We start from the raw sequence: 16871 nt of genomic DNA, 5'->3' as shown, positions 1-16871 counted from the left end.
CGGAATCGCCGTGGCACCAGGGTAAACCGGTCAGGCCGCGTCCGAGGTGGTGACGACGCGGGCGCGGAGGGCGCGGAGGGTGTGGTGGTCGACGTGGCCGCAGTCGCCTGCCAGCCAGGCGCCGAAGGTGTGGACGAAGGTGTCGGGGTCCACAGGGGACACGCCGAGGGCGGGGGTGTCGTCGGTGGTGAGGGGGCCCCTGCGGTTGGGGTAGAGGATGAGGGCGCCGCGGATCTCGACGCCGGGGAGGAGGTCGGTGAAGGCCTCGACGGTGGCCGGGAGGGTGGTCTCGCCGCCGCGGAAGGGGTGGTCGTTGCGCCAGATCGCGGCGTCGTCGTCGAACTCGTAGTGGCCGGGGAGCCAGAGCTTGGACTCGATGAGCACCAGGCGGTTGCCGCACAGGACGGCGTGCTCGACGTCGGCGAAGACCGAGCCGGGGCGGGACAGGCCGTGGAAGACGCGGGCGCCGGGCAGCGGGGCCAGGTAGCGGCGCAGGAGGTCGGCGGTCAGCCGCTCGCCCGCGGGCTCGTGGTCGGCCACGCCGAACACCGTGCGCTCGCCGAACTCCGCCAGCGCCGCCCGGTGCCCCCGGACCGCGGCGGCGTACTCGCGGGCCAGACGCACGGCGGCCGCCGCCGCCGCGGCGGCCAGCGCCAGCCAGACGACCACCAGGAACGTCGGGAACGGCGCCACCAGCGGCGGCACGGCCAGCACGCACACCGCGGCCAGCGCCAGGGCGGCGGGCGCGTGGCCGGGCGTGCGGACGTAGCCGATGCGCGGCTGGTGCTTGGTCAGGTGCCACCACGGCAGCGCCGAGGGCGCCACCCGGCAGGCGGGCGGCACCCACGCGGGCTCGTCGCGGAACATCCGGCGCCGCCCGCGCGCGGGCGGCGCCGGGTCGGGCGTCGCCGAGTCGTACGCGGCGCGCCGGTCGGGGCGCGACAGCGTCTCGTACGCCGTGGTCAGCATCCGGAACGTGCCCGAGGTGCCGCCCGCGTCCGGGTGCAGCACCTTGGCCAGCGCCCGGTACGCCGACTTGATCTCCGCCGTGGATGCGTCCCGGGAGACACCGAGGAGTTCGTAGTAGTCGACGTCGTCCACGGCGGAGATCATTCCACTACGAGGTGATGTCCTTGCGGGCGAATCGCCTTGCCGCCAGAAGGCCGAACACCGCCGCGTAGCAGACGGCCGAGAACGCGCCCTCGGTCATCGCCGTCCAGTCGATGTCGGTGGAGATCAGGTCGGACCAGGCGAACGCGTAGTGCGTCGGCAGGTAGTCCCGCAGGTCGCCCAGCGCGGTGATCTGGTCGAGGATCTGCGACAGGATCGACACCAGCACCGCGCCGCCGACCGCGCCCAGCGGCGCGTCCGTGCTCACCGACAGGAACAGCGCCACCGCGGCCACCCACATCAGGTGGACGGCCAGGTACAGCACCGCGAACAGCATCGCCAGCAGCGAGTCGGAGAACGGCACCGCGTCGCCGGTCGGGCTGACCGCCTCGCCGACGCCGTAGAACACCATCCCGACCACCAGCGCCACCGCGGGCAGCAGGGCCAGCGCCAGCAGCGACAGGATCCCGGACGTGATCGCCTTCTGGCGCAGCAGCCGCAGCCGGGGGATCGGCATCGACAGCAGGTACTTCAGCGACGACCACGACGACTCCGATGCCACCGTGTCGCCGAAGAACAGCGCCACGATCATCGGCAGCAGGAAGCTCCCCGCGGCGAACAGCACGAACACCACGAAGTTCGGCGCGCTGGCCGTGGCCAGGTCGACGAACCCGCCGGAGCGGCGATTGGAGCTGTCCGACCCGAACTCGAACGCCGCCCACAGCACGAACGGCAGCACCACCAGGAACCCGAGCAGGCCCTGCGTGCGCCGCCTGCGCAGCTGCCGCAGCAGCTCCACGCGCAGCGGGAGCGTGCGGGTGGAGGAGAACCCGTCGACCGAGCCGTCGCTGCCGTGCCCGATGTGCTCGCGCGAGGCCGAGGCCACCATGTCGTTGATGGCGTCGGGATCGGTGTGCACCGTGGTTACGGTCTCGTGGCCCGAGCGCTGGCCCTCCGTGGCGGACGCCTTCGGCACGCCCCAGTCGGGCGCGCGACCGTTGGTGTCGCTCATCGTTGCGGCTCCTCTCCGACGAGCTGCAGGAACGCGTCCTCCAAGCGGCGGCGCGGCCCGGCCTGCTCCACCGCGACACCGGCATCCACCAGAACCTTGAGCGCGCGCGAGCGCGGCATGCCGTCGAGGTCGGCGTGCACGAGGTCGCCGTCGACGGTCACCCCGTCGACGCCGCCGACGCCGCGCAGCGCCTCGGCCGCGGCTTCCGGGTCGTCGACCCGGAAGGTGGCCTCGCCGCCGCCCGCCACGATGTCCTCCACCGTGCCCGCCGCGACCAGCCTGCCGCGGTGCATCACCACGACGTGGTCGCAGGTCTGCTCGACCTCGGCCAGCAGGTGCGAGGACACCAGCACCGTGCGCCCGGTGGAGGCGTAGCGGCGCAGCACCTCGCGCATCTGGTGGATCTGCGGCGGGTCGAGCCCGTTGGTCGGCTCGTCCAACACCATCAGGTCCGGGAAGCCCAGCATCGCCTGGGCGATCGCCAGCCGCTGGCGCATGCCCTGGCTGTAGGTGCGCACCCGGCGGTCGACCGCGCCGCCGAGGCCCGCGATCTCCAGCGCCTCGGCGAAGTGCGCCTCCTCGACCGGCCTGCCCGTGGCCGCCCAGTACAGCTCCATGTTCTGCCGCCCGGTCAGGTGCGGCAGGAAGCCCGCGCCCTCCACGAACGACCCGATCCGGCTCAGCACCGGGGCGCCGGGGCGCACGCTGTGCCCGAAGACCCTGATCGTGCCGCCGGTCGGCTGGATCAGGCCCATCAGCATCCGCAGCGTGGTCGTCTTGCCCGCGCCGTTGGGGCCGAGCAGGCCGAGCACCTGGCCGCTCTCCACCCGGAACGACAGGTCGCTGACGGCCTTGAGCCCGCCCGGGTACTCCTTCGACAGGTCCTCGATCACCAGCGGCACGTCGGCCAGGTCCGGCTCGAACCTGTCCGCCCTGCGCCGCCGCACGTACGCCACGACCCCGATCAGCCCGACCAGGCCGACGACGACCGCGATGCCGATCAGCGGACCGGCGGGCGGCGCCGTGCTCGACCCGACCCCCGCCACCAGCGGCACCGCCAGGTCGGCCGAGGCGAGCGCCACGCGGTAGGCCGCGGGCTGCGCGGGCATCTGGTAGGCCTGATCGGTCGTGGTCACGACCAGTTCGACGCTGTGGTCGGTCTCCACCGGCCGCACGATGCCCGGCAGCGTCACCGTCACCTCGACCGGCGTGCCGTCGGCGGGCAGGTCCGGCACCCGGAAGGCCGAGACCGCCGAGCCCGGCAGCGTGCGCACGCCGTTGGCGTCGAGGTCGTAGACCTTGGCGAACAGCACCGCGCCGCCGGGCGGCGGCGGGGTGCCCGGCACGGCCGACACGCGCAGCCGCACCGTCGACGCGCCCGCGATGAGCAGCTGCTGGGTCATCGCCTCGCTGCGGAACCGCGCCGACTGGCCCGGCAGGTCGACGGCGAGCCGCCCGGCCAGCCGCGACGAGCTGCCGATCACCGAGCCGAGCCCGGGCATGCTGCTGATCGACGCCGGGTTGCCGCCCGGCGGGTTGACCACGACCTGCTCCGGCCCCGCCAGCGGCACCGGCCGCCGCTGCACCGGGGCCGCGCCGCCCACGCCGGGGTACGCGGGCGCGGTCACCGTGCGCACCGACGGCGAGCCCTGCGCCCGCAGCGCGCCCTGCACGGCGTACTCGAACCCGGTGCCCGGGTCGGAGCCGATGCCGCGCAGGTGGAAGTCGAACCACTCGCCGATCTCGGCGCGCAGCTCCGGCCCCGGCCTGCCGCCGTCGTGGCCGCCGGTGTACCAGACGACCTTGACCGGCCCGGCCAGCTGCCGCGCGGTCGCGTCGGCCTGGTCGAGGCCGAACAGGGTGTCCTGCTCGCCCTGCACCAGCATCGTCGGCTGGGTGATCCGGCCGGTGACGGTCGCGGGCGAGACCGACCGCAGCAGCGCCATCGTCGCCTCGTCGGCCTGGCCGGTCTGCGCGATCTGCGCGTACGCCGCGCACACCGCGGGGGTGAACCGGCCGCACGGGTCCGTGGGCGCCTGCTGGCCGCCGCCGCGCGGGCCGGGCCCGTTGACCGCCTGCGCGGCGGCCGCCTCGGCCGCGTCGTCGTCCTCGGTGCCCTCCTCGACCGCGTCGCCCGCCGGGTCGGCTAGGCCCGCGCCGCCCATGCCCGCGGCGAAGAAGATGCCCGCCCAGGAGCGCTTGAACACGCCGTCGTCGGCGAAGGCGTTGACCGCGGGCGTGCCCGCGTCGACCGGCTCGCGCTGGGCCGAGTTCGGCACCAGCGCCTGGCCGAGGTCGTTGTAGGTGATCAGCGGGACGAGGGTGTCCACCCGGGGATCGGTGCCCGCCAGCAGCAGCGACAGCGCGCCGCCGTAGGACCCGCCGGTGACGCCGACCCTGGGGTCGCCGGGGCCGTCGGTGACGACCTCGGGGCGCTGGGCCAGCCAGTCGACCAGGGCGCGGGCGTCGGCGACCTCGTGCTCGGGGGAGTTGAGCCCGATGCGGCCGGTGCTGCGGCCGAACCCGCGGGCCGACCAGGTCAGCACCGTGAAGCCGCGGCGGGCCAGTTCCATGGCGTCGTCGTCGACGCTCTCCTTGCTGCCGCCGAAGCCGTGCGCGACGAGCACGGCCGGGGCGGGGGTGGTCTCGGGCAGGTACAGCCGGGTGTCGAGGCGCACCGTCGGCGCCTCGCCGGGGCCGCCGGGCACGTCGACCACCTGGTCGGCGGTCGCCACCGGCGGCGGCTCGTCACCGGTGTTCAGCCAGACGACGCCCGCCGCCGCGAGCGCGGCGACCAGCGCGCCCGCTGCCACCTGGCGGGGTCGTGGACGTGGGATGGAGGGCACGGGTGCGACGTTATGCGAAGTTCGCTGAGAGTCCTCCCAGCGGGTGGCGACCCGCTCACGCTGGGGTGATGGGCTGTGATCCGTGTGACCAACGCCAACCCGGGAACGCATACCCCCGACTGGTGCGTTGTGCTTGGACAGGCAACAATCAATCTGGCCCCGAGCCCGGGGCTGTCGGAGGGGAGTATTCCTTCGCGCCGATCTCGTCAACACGGGCCGTAATCGGGCTCCGGGGCCGGCGGTCGGGTGTCGACACCCGGCGGAAGAGACCTCCGGTTGTTCGCATGTGCCCGAACACCGGAGGTACACCTGATGCTCGTCCCTGCCTGGGCATGGATCGCCACGATCGGCGGCCTGCTCCTGCTGCTCGCGATCGATCTGTTCATCGTCGACCGCAAGCCGCATGAGGTCACGGTGGGTGAGGCGGGCCGGTGGGTCGCGTTCTACGTCGCCTGCGCCGTCGCCTTCGGCATCGCCATCTGGGTCTTCTCCGGCGGCGTCTACGCCGGTGAGTACTTCGCCGGTTACATCACCGAGTACTCGCTCTCGGTGGACAACCTCTTCGTCTTCCTGATCATCATGTCGGCGTTCAAGGTGCCGAAGATCCACCAGCACAAGGTGCTGCTCATCGGCATCCTGCTGGCGCTGGTCATGCGCGGCATCTTCATCGCCGTCGGCGCGGTCGCGATCGCCCGGTTCAGCTGGGTGTTCTACCTCTTCGGCGCGTTCCTCATCTACACGGCGTGGAGCCTGGCCCGCCAGGGCATGACCCACGAGGACGAGGAGTACCACGAGAACGCGCTGACCCGCATGGCGCGCAAGATCCTGCCGGTCACCAACTCCTACCACGGCGAGAAGTCGTTCGTGAAGATCGACGGCAAGCGGTTCGTCACGCCGATGTTCATCGTGATGATCGCGATCGGCACCGCCGACCTGCTCTTCGCCGTCGACTCCATTCCCGCGATCTTCGGCCTGACCAAGGAGCCGTTCCTGGTCTTCGCCGCCAACGCCTTCGCGCTCATGGGCCTGCGCCAGCTGTACTTCCTGCTCGGCGGTCTGCTGACCAAGCTGGTGTACCTGTCCACCGGCCTGGCGGTGATCCTCGGCTTCATCGGCGTCAAGCTGGTGCTGGAGGCCCTGCACACCAACTCGCTGCCGTTCCTCAACGACGGCCAGCCCCTGGACGTGTGGACGCCGAGCATCGCGGTGTCGCTGTCGGTCATCGTCGGCGTGCTGACCATCACGACCATCGCCAGCCTGGTGAAGGTCAAGCGCGACGAAAAGGCCGAGCTGGAATCCGAGGGCGCGCGGTAGTTCAACTGTGGACGACTGGTAATAACCGGAGTTCGTAAGGTTTGCTAACTGTCGGGTACGGTCGTCGCGTGCGCCCAGAGGACATCCAACTGCTGACCGCGCCCGGTGCGCCCGCGCTGCGCGGAGACCTGCTCCTGGTCGGGGTGTCGACCCCAGACCTGGAGGCCGACGCCTACCGCGGCGGTCTGCACCGGGTCCCGCTCGCGGGCGGCCCCGCAGCGGAGTTCACCCGCGGGTACCGCGACCTGGCCCCGGCCGTCTCGCCGGACGGGAGCCGGGTCGCGTTCCTGCGCGCCGACGGGAAGGGGAGCAGTCCCCAGCTCTGGGTGATCCCGGCGACCGGCGGCGAGGCCCGCAGGCTCACCGACCTGCCGCTGGGCGCGGGCGCCCCGGTCTGGTCCCCGGACTCGACGCGACTGGCGTTCACCGCCCGCGTCCCGGAGCCCGGCCGCTACGGCTTCGACGGCGCGCCGGACGCCGCCGCCGAGGCGCCGCGGCGGATCACGAACCTGGACTTCCGGATCGACGACGTCGGCTTCCTCGTCGACCGCCCGAGCCAGCTGTTCGTCGTCGACGCCGACGGCGATGGTCTGCCCCGCGCCCTGACCACGGGCATGGCCGAGCCGTGCGACCCCGCGTGGACGCCGGACGGCGCGCACCTGGTCGTCAGCGCCAAGCGGGACTGGGGCGTGGCCGACACCCTCAACACCGACCTCTACGCGGTCCCCGCGGACGGCGGTTCGCCCGTGCTGGTCGTGCGGTCCGAGGGGACGGCCGACCTGCCCGTGGTGACCGCGGACAACATCGTCGTCTACTTCGGCGAGGCGTTCCCCGGGACGAGCCCGGTCGCGCGCAACCTCGGGCTGTGGGCGGTCCCGTTCGGCCTGGACGGCGCCGCCGCGCCGCGCAGGCTGACCGACCAGGAGACCGTGGACTGCGAGCGGGCCGCTGGCCGCCCGGTCGTCACCGGGGCAGGCGTGCTCGTCGGCGTCCGCAACCGCGGCGCGGTCGAGCTGCGCCGGGTGTCCCCGGACGCCGACCGGGCCACGCTGTCGGAGCTGGCCCTGATCGCCGGTGAGCAGGCCCAGGTCAAGGGCTTCGCCGCGGACGGCGACCGGATCGTGTGCACGCTGTCCACCTGGGACTCCGCAGGCGACGTGGTGCTGGTCTCCGGCGACGAGACGGTCCAGCTGACCGACTACTCCGCGCCGCTGCGGGCCAAGGGCCTGCGCCAGCCGGTGGAGATCAAGGGCTCCTCCCCGGACGGCTACGCCACCCACGGCTGGCTCGTGCTGCCGGAGGGCGAAGGCCCGCACCCGGTGCTGCTGTCCGTCCACGGCGGACCGTTCATGTACTACGGCTGGGGCCTGTTCGACGAGGCCCAGGTGTACGCCGCCGCCGGGTACGCCGTCGTGCTGCCGAACCCGCGCGGGTCGGCGGGCTACGGCGAGTCCCACGGCCGGGCGATCATCGAGGCGATGGGCACCGTCGACGCCGACGACGTGCTCTCGGTGCTCGACGCCGCCCTGGAGCGCCCCGACCTCGACGCGACCCGCGTCGGCGTCATGGGCGGCTCCTACGGCGGCTGGATGACCGGCTGGCTGGCCTCCCACCACGGCGAGCGCTTCACCGCGGCGTGGAGCGAGCGCGCGGTGAACGCGTGGGACTCGTTCGTGGGCACCTCCGACATCGGCTGGTGGTTCGCCGAGGCGTACTGCGGGACCGACCCGGAGGCGCTGCTCGCCTCGAGCCCGCTGACGCACGCCGACAAGATCACCATCCCGTTCGCCGTCGTGCACTCCGAGCACGACTGGCGGTGCCCGGTGGAGCAGGCGCAGCGCATGTACGTCGCGCTCAAGCGCAACGGCGTGGAGACCGAGCTGCTGCTGTTCCCCGGCGAGGGCCACGAGCTGACCCGTTCGGGCAAGCCCAACCACCGCAGGCAGCGCTTCGACGCGGTCCTGGACTGGTGGAACCGCCACCTGCCGGTGAAGCCCTAGGCGCCCCGGGCAGCCCTAGAGGAGCGTGTAGTTCAGCTCGTCGCAGATGCGGGCCAGGGGCAGGTCCAGGCCCGGGTAGTCCAGCGGCAGCAGCAGGTCGGGGGCGGCGGGCATGGCGTTGCCCGCCGGTGGGTCCCAGAGGCACACCGCGGGCTCGCCGCCGTCCATCGACGAGCGGTACCAGACGCCGTCGAGGTCGGGGTGGGCCTGGCGGATGGCGCGGGCCCACGCCTGGGTGACCGTCTTGTTCCCGCTGCTGATCTCCTGCGACGCGCCGACCCTGGTCGGCCACAGGCCGGTGAGGTCGAGCAGCCGCAGGGTGCGGCGCGGGCGGATGATCACCAGGTGCGGCCGCCGCGTCTTGCGGTCGACCACCGACGTCTGCTGGAAGACCTCCGCGACGCTCGTGCGCACGGTCAGCCCGAAGTACAGCACCCCGTGGTCGGAGTCGTGGGCCGGACCGGCGTCGGGGCCGAGCGGGTGGGGGTCGAACCGGGCGTGCGGGAGGGGGCCGGTGAAGCGGAAGGAGTTCCAGCGCTGCCGGTGCGCGCCCGCCGCGGCGAAGACGCGCACCAGGTGCGTTCCGCTGTGCACGGCGACGACGTCCTCGTCGATGCGCAGCAGGGTCTTCAGGTCGGCAGGGGTCGGCGGCTGAGGTAGCCGGGACATCGGGGTGTGGGGTTCCTCTGGGTCAGGCCGGGATGCCCAGGGTGGCGGCCAGCGTGGCGACCCGGGCCGGGGACCCGCCCGCGAGCAGCCACTCGCGCGGCGTGGCGGGGCGGTCCTCGACCCGCAGGTCCGGTTGGGGCGTGGTCATGAACGCGGCCACCACCAACGGCGGCTGGTCGTCGGGGACGGCGGCGAGCACGGTCTCCAGGCCGGGAAGCACGCCGCCGGGCACGAACTGCCACGCGGGCAGCCGCCAGCCGCCTCGGTCCTTCCAGCCCGCGAGCCTGCCCGCGGCGAGCCGGTGGCGGATGCGGCTGGTGTCGACGCCGACCACCCCCGCGGCCGAGCTGACCGTCAGCGCGGAGTCGCGCAGCACGGCCTCGGCGGCCACCGCGCGGGCGCGCGAGTCGACCTCCGCCGGCCTGCGCGGCGCTAAGTCCAGCCCGACGTCGACGAGCGTGTCGCGCTGGTCGGCGGTGAAGTAGTCGGCCGGGTCGGCCGCGGCCGGGGAGAGCCTGCGCGCGGCGTCCTCGACGAGTCCGAGGAACTCCACCGGGTCGATCCGCAGGCCCGCTTTGGCGAGCACGGTCTCCAGCGCCATCGTCATGCGCCTAGGGTATCCCGGATGTGCGGGTTCGTGCGCCTTTGTGGGAGAACTCACCGGAAGTAATACTTATCGCACATACTCGAACACGCTCAGTCCTCAATGATAGCCGACTACCCACGTGCAACCCCACCCAATCGTGCGTCCGTCTGTGCGGCATGAGCACCGACCTCCGCCGCTGGCCATCCATCGGGACCGCGACCGCAGCACTGGCTCTGGCCGGGGCGTTGGTGATCGCCACGGCCTGGCACATCGGCGACACCGACGGTGACCCCGGGCCGCCCCCGCCGGTCGACCTCGGCGGAAAGGTCCGTTTGGTCCTGTTCGACTCCTGCGACGCCGCCCTGGCCGATCTCAAGCGCGCCGGCCTGGCCAAGGTCGGCCCGTGGGGCCTGGAGGACTCTGCCCGCTACCGCGGCCTCGGGCTGCCCGCGGCGGCCGAGGACAGCGCGGCGGGGAGCGCCCGCGAGCAGCAGAAGGGGTTCTCCGGCACCACGGTGCACGAGGCCGCCGCCGACGAGCCCGACATGGTCAAGACCGACGGCGAGCGGATCGTGAGCGTGGTCGACGGCAAGCTGCGGGTCATCGACGTGCGCGACCGCTCGGTCGCCGCCGTCGTGCCGCTGGCCGGGCACGCGTCGTCGGTGCTGCTGGACGGCGACCGGGCCCTGGTGATGTTCACCCCGGAGCACGCCGAGTCCGAGCGCAGCGGGCTGGCGCTGGTCGACCTGGCCGCGGGGAAGGTGCTGCGGACGCTCACCGTCGACGGCGGCCACCTCGACGCCCGGATGGTCGGGTCGGTCGCGCGGGTGGTCGTGCGGTCGTCGCCGCGGCTGGAGTTCACCTACCCGCAGGGGATGAGCGAGGAGAAGGCCAAGGCGCGCAACCGGGAGGTGATCGAGCGCTCGACGATCGACGACTGGCTGCCTCGGTACACGCTGTCGCCCGGCGGCTCGGGTCGGCTCGTCGACTGCGACGCGCTCAGCAGGCCCGCGGCGTACGTGGGCACGTCGTTGCTCAGTGTGCTGACGGTCGACCTGCGCGCGGACCTGACGACCGCCGACACGATCGCGATCGCCGCCGACGGCGACACCGTCTACGGCACCGAGACCTCGCTGTACGTCGCCGACGACCGCACGCCCCGCAGTGTGGCGTGGGCGTCCGACGTGGCGCGGCCGATGGCGCCTCCGGGCCCGGCGAAGACCGAGGTGCACCAGTTCGACGTCGCCGACGCGGGCGCCCCTGTCTACCTGGCGTCCGGCACCGTCGACGGCTGGCTGCTCAACCAGTACTCGCTGTCCGAGCACGGCGGCAGGCTCCGCGTGGCGACGACGACGGGCATGACCGGCGGGTGGCTGCCCGCGCGGGAGGACGCGCCGCCGAGCGAGAGCGCGGTGACCGTGCTGGAGCGCAAGGACAGGACGTTGACCCAGGTGGGCCGGGTGGGCGACCTCGGCAAGACCGAGCAGATCCACTCGGTGCGGTTCCTCGGCGACAAGGCCTACGTCGTCACCTTCCGCCGCACGGACCCGCTCTACACCATCGATCTGTCGGACCCCGCCGCGCCTCGGGTGACCGGCGAGTTGAAGATCACCGGCTTCTCCGCGTACCTGCACCCCATCGGCGAGGGCAGGCTGCTCGGTGTCGGCCAGGAGGCGACGAACGATGGCCGGACGACGGGGACGCAGGTCTCGCTGTTCGACATCACCGGCCCCGCGCCGACCAGGGTCGACCAGTTCCACCAGCCCGACTCCTACTCCCCGGTCGAGCACGACCCGCACGCCTTCCTGCACTTCCCGGAGCGCGACCTCGTCGTCCTGCCGATCTCGGACCACACGGGTAAGGGCGGCGCCGTCCTGCTGCGGATCACACCCGACGCGATCGCCGAGGTGGGGCGGGTCGGGAACCGCGACGACCACCAGATGACCACCCGCGCGGTGATCGCGGGCGGCGCGCTGTGGACGTTCGGCTACGGCGGCGCCCTGGCCTTCGACCTCGATTCCCTGGACCGGCTCGCCTGGCTACCGTTCGGCTGAGGCGCGACCGAATTCACCGGAAAGAGTTCGGCGAAGCCACTCGATAGGGAAAAAGGGAGCGAACGCCTCAGTTCGATTCGCTCGATGGGGTGATCATCGGCCGCGAAACGGGCCCGTCGCCGGGCCCGTTCACCGCAAAACGGTCAGATGTTGAACACCGGACCCGTGTAGGACCACATCGCGCACCGGTTGGGGAAGACCTCGCGGTAGTCGACCCGCTGGCCGTCCCAGTAGCCGGTCGCGGTCGCGGTCACCGGGTCGTACTCCAGGGTGCACATCATGTCCGGCTCCGAGTTGAGCCTGCCGAAGTCGCCGTTGACCAGCGTCAACGTCGAACAGGCCTGGGACGCTGCCGGGTGCGTCCCGCCGTCGGGGCCGCAGCGCAGCGTGCTGATGTCCACACTGCCGTCGCGACCGGTCACGGTGAGCGCGAGCCGGGCGCGCTCCTGCGTGGGGGGCTGTGCGGCGATCGCCACCGGGCCCGCGACGAGCACGGCGCCGAGCGCGGAGAGCCCCGCGATGGTCTTTCTGCTGATGGGCATGGCACTCCAAGGGTTGCCGCTGGGAATTGCCCGACATGGCGGGCGGATTCCGACGATAGGCCCGCCGGTCGGGCGATTCCAGAAGGCGACGGCCCATTGCAACCGATCGAGTGGCGCGCCGGCATGCTTAATCACGCCCGGTAAGTCACGCGTGGAGGGACACACGGATGTTCGCGGTCGGTCTCATCGGTTACGGCCTGGCGGGCAGCGCCTTCCACGCCCCCTACATCGACGCGGTCCCCGACCTGCGGCTCGACGCCGTGGTCACCACCTCGCACGCCGCCGAGGTGGGCAAGCGGTACGCCGACGTCGCCGTCGTGTCCACAGTGGATGAGCTGCTCGCCCGCGAGCCGGACCTGGTCGTGGTGGCCTCGCCCAACCGCCACCACGTCGAGCACGCCCGCGCCGCACTCGACGCGGGGGCGGCCGTCGTGGTCGACAAGCCAGCGGCAGGCACCGCCGCCGAGGTCAGGTCGATCGCGGACGGGCGGCTGACGGTGTTCCAGAACCGCCGCTGGGACGGCGACTTCCGCACCATCCGCGCCCTCGTCGCCGACGGCCGCCTCGGCGAGCCCACCCGCTTCGAGTCCCGCTTCGAGCGCGCCGCCCGCTCCAGCCGCACGGCGTGGAAGGCCAGCACCGACCCGGCCGACCTGACCGACATCATCTACGACCTGGGCACCCACCTCGTCGACCAGGCGCAGGTGCTGTTCGGCCCGCCGACCACCGTCTACGCCGAGTCCCGGGGACCCCGCGACGCCACGATCCTGCTGACCCACACCGGCGGCGTGCGCTCGCTGCTGCGGATGAGCGACTCGACGCCGCCGGTCGCGCCCCGGTTCGTGGTCACCGGCACCGAGGCGGGGTTCCGCAGCTGGGGCCTCGACCCGCAGGAGGCCGCCGCCCGCGCGGGCGTCCTGCCCACCACCGAGGCGTTCGGCGCGTACGCCCGCCCCGGCGAGCTGGTGGGCGACAGCGTCGAGTCCGTGCCCATCGAGCCCGGCGACTACCTCGGCTACTACCGCGCCGTCGCCGCCTGGCTCCACGGCGACGCCGAGCCCCCGGTCCCCACCGCCGACGCGATCGCCCTGGCCGAGACCATCGACGCCGCGCTGCTGTCGGTGGAGCGGGGTGTCCCGGTGGCGAGGTGAGGGTTCTCGCACATCTGCTCCTCCTAGGCGGTGGGCCTCGACCAGGGCGAGCCGCCGCTAGCCGTGGCCGAGGCGATCGACGCCGCGCTGTTGTCGGTGGAGCGGGGTGTGCCGGTGGCGAGGTGAGGGTTCTCGCACATCTGCTCCTCCTAGGCGGTGGGCCTCGACCAGGGCGAGCCGTCGCTAGGCGTGGCCGAGGCGATCGGTGCCGCGCTGCTGTCGGTGCAGCGGGGTGTGCCGGTGGCGAGGTGAGGGGTTCTCGCACACCTGCTCCTCCACGGCGGTGGACCTCGACCAGGGCGAGCCGCCGCTAGCCGTGGCCGAGACGATCGGCGCCGCGCTGCTGTCGGTCGAGCGGGAGGGGCCGTGCCGAGGCGGTCGGTCAGGTGAGGGCCTCGATGCTCTCCTTCGCCGCCCTGGCGATCGTCTCGTCCCGCGTTCGCAGGCGCAGCGACCAGCCGAGGGGGCCGTGGTCGGCGAACTCGGCGTCGGGGACGGCGGCGCGGGCGGCGGCGGACGGGACGCCCGCCGGGGCGCGCAGCTGGTAGGCCCAGCTGGTGGGGAAGGCGTAGGCGGGCAGGTCGTCGCCGTGGAGCATGCGGCGGTAGCAGTCCATCAGCGGGGCCGCGCCCGTCGCCGCGCCGAGGGCGGGGAGGCCGTCGGCGCCCGGGCGGGGCCGCAGCGAGACCAGGGTCGGCCTGCTGCCGCGCAGCCGGAAGCGGGCGTGCACCGGCCCCTCCTCGAACCCGCGCGCGGTGAGCAGGTCGGACAGATCGGCCAGCATGTCGGCGACGAGTTCCTCGGGCAGCACCGGCCCGGCCAGCCAGCCGGTGACCGGGCCGTCCACAGTGGACTCCCCGAGCGCGGTGAGGCGGATGGCCCCGTGCACGTAGAAGGCGTCGATGGCGAAGTCGATGCCGGGCAGCCACGGCTCGACGACGTGGTCGGCGCCCTCGCCGCCGACCGTGGCGGCGACCTCGGCCGCGGTCGCGCAGCGCCGGGCCCGGCCGGGGCCGCCCCGGGCCTTGACCACCCACGGGCCGTCGCCGGGCAGGGCGTCGAGCTCGTCCCCGGCGACCGCGGGGAGGTTCCACGGGTGGTCGCCGAGTTCGCGGCGCTGCACGAGCCGGTCGTAGAAGAAGTCGACGCACTCGCTGGGGCAGGCGCAGCGGACCTTGAGCGCCTCGGCCCACAGCGTCGCGTAGACCACGGCGGCGTCGGTCGTGCCCGCGGCGTAGACCGGCCGCAGCCCGCGTTCGGCGCACAGCTCGCGCAGCCGGGCCAGCGGCTCCAGGGTGCCGCTGGGGTCGTCCAGGACGAACTCGGCGGCGGGCAGGCCGCCCACCCGGTGCCGCACCCACCCGACGGCCAGGCCGAGCGCGCCGAACGCGGCGGCGGACTCGGCGGGCTCGTCGGCCAGCAGCAGCATGTCCCTCATCGGCGGTCCCCCAGGTCGATTCTCCTCCGGCGACGCTACCGGGGAACCAGCCGCACCGGCAGGCTCTTCACCCCGTTCTGGAACGTGGACCGCAGGCGCACGGGCGGCCCCGCGGGCACCAGCCTGCCCGGGAGCGCTTGCACCACCCGGAACACCGCGCGCATCTGCGCCCTGGCCAGCTGCGCGCCCAGGCAGAAGTGCGGGCCGTGGCCGAAGGTGAGGTGGTCGTTGGGGGAGCGGGCGGGGTCGAAGGCGTCCGGGTCGGCGAAGACCCTCGGGTCGCGGTTGGCCGAGGAGAACCAGACGACGACCTTGTCACCTCTCCTGATGCCCACCCCGCCCAGTTCGGTGTCCTCGGCCGCGGTGCGCCGGAAGTTCATCACCGGGGTCCACCAGCGCAGCATCTCCTCGACGGCCGTGGCGACGTCGTCGACCTCGATGTCCGGATTGGACAGCAGGGCGATCATCCCGCCGGGGATGCCGTTGCGCAGCGTCTCGTTGCCCGCGACGGAGAACAGCCAGAACAGGTTCTCGAACTCCTCGGTCGAGACGGTGTCGGCGGCCGACATGAGGATGCTCATGATGTCCTCGCCCGGGTCGGCGCGCTTCTGCTCGGCGAGGCCGTGGGCGTAGGCGTAGAGGTCGGGCATGCCCTCGCGGGTGCGCGGATCGGGCATCTCTCCGTCCGGCCCGGGCTCGGGGCGCAGCGCGCGGGCCATCCGGGCGAGCGCGGTCCCGCCGTCGGCCGCCGCGCTCACGGCGTACTCGGCGTCCTGGTAGCCGATGACCCGGTTGCTCCAGTCGAACATCAGCATGCGGTCCTCGACGGGCACGCCGAAGACCTCGGCCAGGGTGAGCAGCGGCAGGTCGGCGACCTCCTTGGCGAAGTCGAAGGCGCCGCGGCGCGCGGCCGTGGTGATGATCTCCTCGGCCCAGCCCTCGATCCGGTCGGTGAGCCGGGCGACGGCGCGCGGGGTGAACGCCCTGGTGAGCAGGCCGCGCAGCCGGGTGTGCTCCGGCGGGTCCTGGTTGAGCATCATGCGCCGCACGTAGCGCAGCGCCTCGGGCGTGGCGGGGTCCTTGACCTGCGTCCCGCCGAGGTGGGAGGAGAAGACCCTCGGGGTGCGCAGCACGTGGCGGACCTCGGCGTGCCGCAGGACGGCCCAGAAGTCGCCGACCCGCTGCACCGCCGCCCGCTCGCGCAGGTCGGCGAGCAGGTCGTGGGGGACGCCGCGGACGTAGGTGTCGGGGTCGAGCAGCGCGGCGGTGTCCATGCTGCCATTCTCGTACGGCATGATCCCGGTCCGTGGAAGAACTCCATGTCGACCGCGGCGGCGACGGCCCCGCCCTGCTGCTCCTGCACGGCCTCGGCGGCTCGTCCGCCGCGTGGTCGGGCGTCATCGACCGGTGGCCGGGCTCGTGGCTCGCGCCGGACCTGCCCGGGCACGGCGGCTCGGTCCCGCTGCCCCGCTACTCCTTCGGCGCGCTCGCCGCGGCCGTGGCCCGGATCGTCGACGGCCCGGTCGCGGTGCTGGGCCACTCCCTCGGCGGCGTCGTCGGCCTGGCGCTGGCCAGCGGCTGGTTCGGCGTCCCGGTGACGGCGGTGTGCGCCCTGGGCGTGAAGGTCAGCTGGTCGGCGTCGGACCTGGCGAAGGCCGCGGACCTGGCAGCGCGCCCGGCGCGCGTGTTCGCCACCCGGGAGGAGGCGCTGGACCGCGCGCGGAAGGTGGCAGGCCTGCCGGAGGGGGCGCCGACCGACCGTCTGGTGACCGAGGCCGACGGGGGCTGGCGCCTGGCGCTGGACCCGGCCGCGTTCGCCGTCGGCCGCCCCGACCTGCCCGGCCTCCTGGCGGCCGCCCGCTGCCCGGTGACCCTGGCTGCGGGCTCCGACGACCCGATGAGCCCGGCGGCCCACCTGGAGACCCTGGTGCCCGACCCGGTCCTGCTGCCGGGCCTCGGCCACAGCGCGCACGTCGAGGACCCCGCGGCCCTGGACGCGCTGCTCGCCCGCCTGCGCTGATCGACCGCGCAGGCTGAGCCGTCCACACCGACCCGGTCAGCACAGTCCCTGCCTACGCCGACGTGCAGCGGTGCCCTGGCCGCGGTTCGGCCTGCTCGGGACATGGCAGGGGCCCGTCCCGAACGGGAC

The 16871-nt window shown here is 73.5% G+C and carries 13 protein-coding genes; 5 read left to right on the top strand and 8 right to left on the bottom strand.

Annotated features, from left to right (window positions below; translation table 11 throughout):
• Window positions 1-30: 30 nt before the first annotated feature.
• From Actkin_RS19820 to Actkin_RS19810, 3 genes are read right to left on the bottom strand one after another with little or no spacing between them, the layout of a single operon-like run.
• Window positions 31-1113 (bottom strand): J domain-containing protein, encoded by a 1083-nt coding sequence (locus tag Actkin_RS19820; protein ID WP_258903752.1) that lies wholly within the window; start codon window positions 1111-1113, stop codon window positions 31-33.
• Between the two features lie 4 nt (window positions 1114-1117).
• On the bottom strand, window positions 1118-2122 hold the full coding sequence (locus Actkin_RS19815) for an ABC transporter permease (protein WP_189211008.1): 1005 nt from the start codon (window positions 2120-2122) through the stop codon (window positions 1118-1120).
• Entirely contained in the window at window positions 2119-4968 is a 2850-nt protein-coding gene (locus tag Actkin_RS19810) for an alpha/beta fold hydrolase (protein ID WP_258903751.1), read from the bottom strand. Before Actkin_RS19810 ends, Actkin_RS19815 begins: the two co-directional genes overlap by 4 nt.
• Before the next feature lie 312 nt (window positions 4969-5280).
• Between Actkin_RS19810 and Actkin_RS19805 the strand changes: the two genes are divergently transcribed.
• Entirely contained in the window at window positions 5281-6282 is a 1002-nt protein-coding gene (locus tag Actkin_RS19805; RefSeq protein WP_189211006.1) for a TerC family protein, read from the top strand.
• A 68-nt stretch (window positions 6283-6350) separates the two neighbouring features.
• Window positions 6351-8282 carry a S9 family peptidase gene (locus Actkin_RS19800; protein ID WP_189211005.1) on the top strand — a complete coding sequence of 644 codons (1932 nt, stop codon included), beginning with the start codon at window positions 6351-6353 and terminating at the stop codon, window positions 8280-8282.
• Between the two features lie 15 nt (window positions 8283-8297).
• Here the strand turns inward: Actkin_RS19800 and Actkin_RS19795 are convergent, their stop codons facing one another.
• Window positions 8298-8951, bottom strand: coding sequence for an RES family NAD+ phosphorylase (locus Actkin_RS19795; protein ID WP_258903749.1), 654 nt, complete (start codon window positions 8949-8951; stop codon window positions 8298-8300).
• A 22-nt stretch (window positions 8952-8973) separates the two neighbouring features.
• Window positions 8974-9558 carry a DNA-binding protein gene (locus tag Actkin_RS19790; RefSeq protein ID WP_258903748.1) on the bottom strand — a complete coding sequence of 195 codons (585 nt, stop codon included), beginning with the start codon at window positions 9556-9558 and terminating at the stop codon, window positions 8974-8976.
• A gap of 155 nt (window positions 9559-9713) precedes the next feature.
• On the opposite strand from Actkin_RS19790, the gene Actkin_RS19785 reads away from it, so the two are divergent.
• The gene (locus tag Actkin_RS19785) at window positions 9714-11591 is read left to right on the top strand and encodes a beta-propeller domain-containing protein (RefSeq protein WP_258903747.1); all 1878 of its coding nucleotides are present in this window, start codon (window positions 9714-9716) and stop codon (window positions 11589-11591) included.
• A 143-nt stretch (window positions 11592-11734) separates the two neighbouring features.
• Here Actkin_RS19785 and Actkin_RS19780 read toward each other — a convergent pair whose 3' ends face one another.
• The gene (locus Actkin_RS19780) at window positions 11735-12133 is read right to left on the bottom strand and encodes an SSI family serine proteinase inhibitor (protein ID WP_189211001.1); all 399 of its coding nucleotides are present in this window, start codon (window positions 12131-12133) and stop codon (window positions 11735-11737) included.
• A 167-nt stretch (window positions 12134-12300) separates the two neighbouring features.
• Between Actkin_RS19780 and Actkin_RS19775 the strand changes: the two genes are divergently transcribed.
• Window positions 12301-13284, top strand: coding sequence for a Gfo/Idh/MocA family protein (locus Actkin_RS19775; RefSeq protein WP_258903746.1), 984 nt, complete (start codon window positions 12301-12303; stop codon window positions 13282-13284).
• A gap of 382 nt (window positions 13285-13666) precedes the next feature.
• On the opposite strand, the gene Actkin_RS19770 is transcribed toward Actkin_RS19775, so the two are convergent.
• Window positions 13667-14722: an ATP-grasp domain-containing protein gene (locus Actkin_RS19770; protein ID WP_189210999.1), complete on the bottom strand. Its 1056-nt coding sequence runs from the start codon at window positions 14720-14722 to the stop codon at window positions 13667-13669.
• Between the two features lie 35 nt (window positions 14723-14757).
• Window positions 14758-16017, bottom strand: coding sequence for a cytochrome P450 (locus Actkin_RS19765; protein WP_258903745.1), 1260 nt, complete (start codon window positions 16015-16017; stop codon window positions 14758-14760).
• An 11-nt stretch (window positions 16018-16028) separates the two neighbouring features.
• On the opposite strand from Actkin_RS19765, the gene Actkin_RS19760 reads away from it, so the two are divergent.
• Window positions 16029-16742, top strand: coding sequence for an alpha/beta fold hydrolase (locus Actkin_RS19760; RefSeq protein ID WP_258903744.1), 714 nt, complete (start codon window positions 16029-16031; stop codon window positions 16740-16742).
• The last annotated feature ends 129 nt before the right edge of the window (window positions 16743-16871 follow it).

Source organism: Actinokineospora sp. UTMC 2448 (genome assembly GCF_024760565.1).
GTDB lineage: Bacteria > Actinomycetota > Actinomycetes > Mycobacteriales > Pseudonocardiaceae > Actinokineospora > Actinokineospora fastidiosa.
Note: the sequence above shows the minus strand (reverse complement) of the source record. Positions and strands in the feature narration are given on the sequence as shown.

Coding starts and splice junctions, on each gene's coding strand:
- Actkin_RS19820 (WP_258903752.1), bottom strand. CDS start 1,113: ATGATCTCCGCCGTGGACGACGTCGACTACTACGAACTCCTCGGTGTC.
- Actkin_RS19815 (WP_189211008.1), bottom strand. CDS start 2,122: ATGAGCGACACCAACGGTCGCGCGCCCGACTGGGGCGTGCCGAAGGCG.
- Actkin_RS19805 (WP_189211006.1), top strand. CDS start 5,281: ATGCTCGTCCCTGCCTGGGCATGGATCGCCACGATCGGCGGCCTGCTC.
- Actkin_RS19795 (WP_258903749.1), bottom strand. CDS start 8,951: ATGTCCCGGCTACCTCAGCCGCCGACCCCTGCCGACCTGAAGACCCTG.
- Actkin_RS19790 (WP_258903748.1), bottom strand. CDS start 9,558: ATGACGATGGCGCTGGAGACCGTGCTCGCCAAAGCGGGCCTGCGGATC.
- Actkin_RS19785 (WP_258903747.1), top strand. CDS start 9,714: ATGAGCACCGACCTCCGCCGCTGGCCATCCATCGGGACCGCGACCGCA.
- Actkin_RS19780 (WP_189211001.1), bottom strand. CDS start 12,133: ATGCCCATCAGCAGAAAGACCATCGCGGGGCTCTCCGCGCTCGGCGCC.
- Actkin_RS19775 (WP_258903746.1), top strand. CDS start 12,301: ATGTTCGCGGTCGGTCTCATCGGTTACGGCCTGGCGGGCAGCGCCTTC.
- Actkin_RS19770 (WP_189210999.1), bottom strand. CDS start 14,722: ATGAGGGACATGCTGCTGCTGGCCGACGAGCCCGCCGAGTCCGCCGCC.
- Actkin_RS19765 (WP_258903745.1), bottom strand. CDS start 16,017: ATGCCGTACGAGAATGGCAGCATGGACACCGCCGCGCTGCTCGACCCC.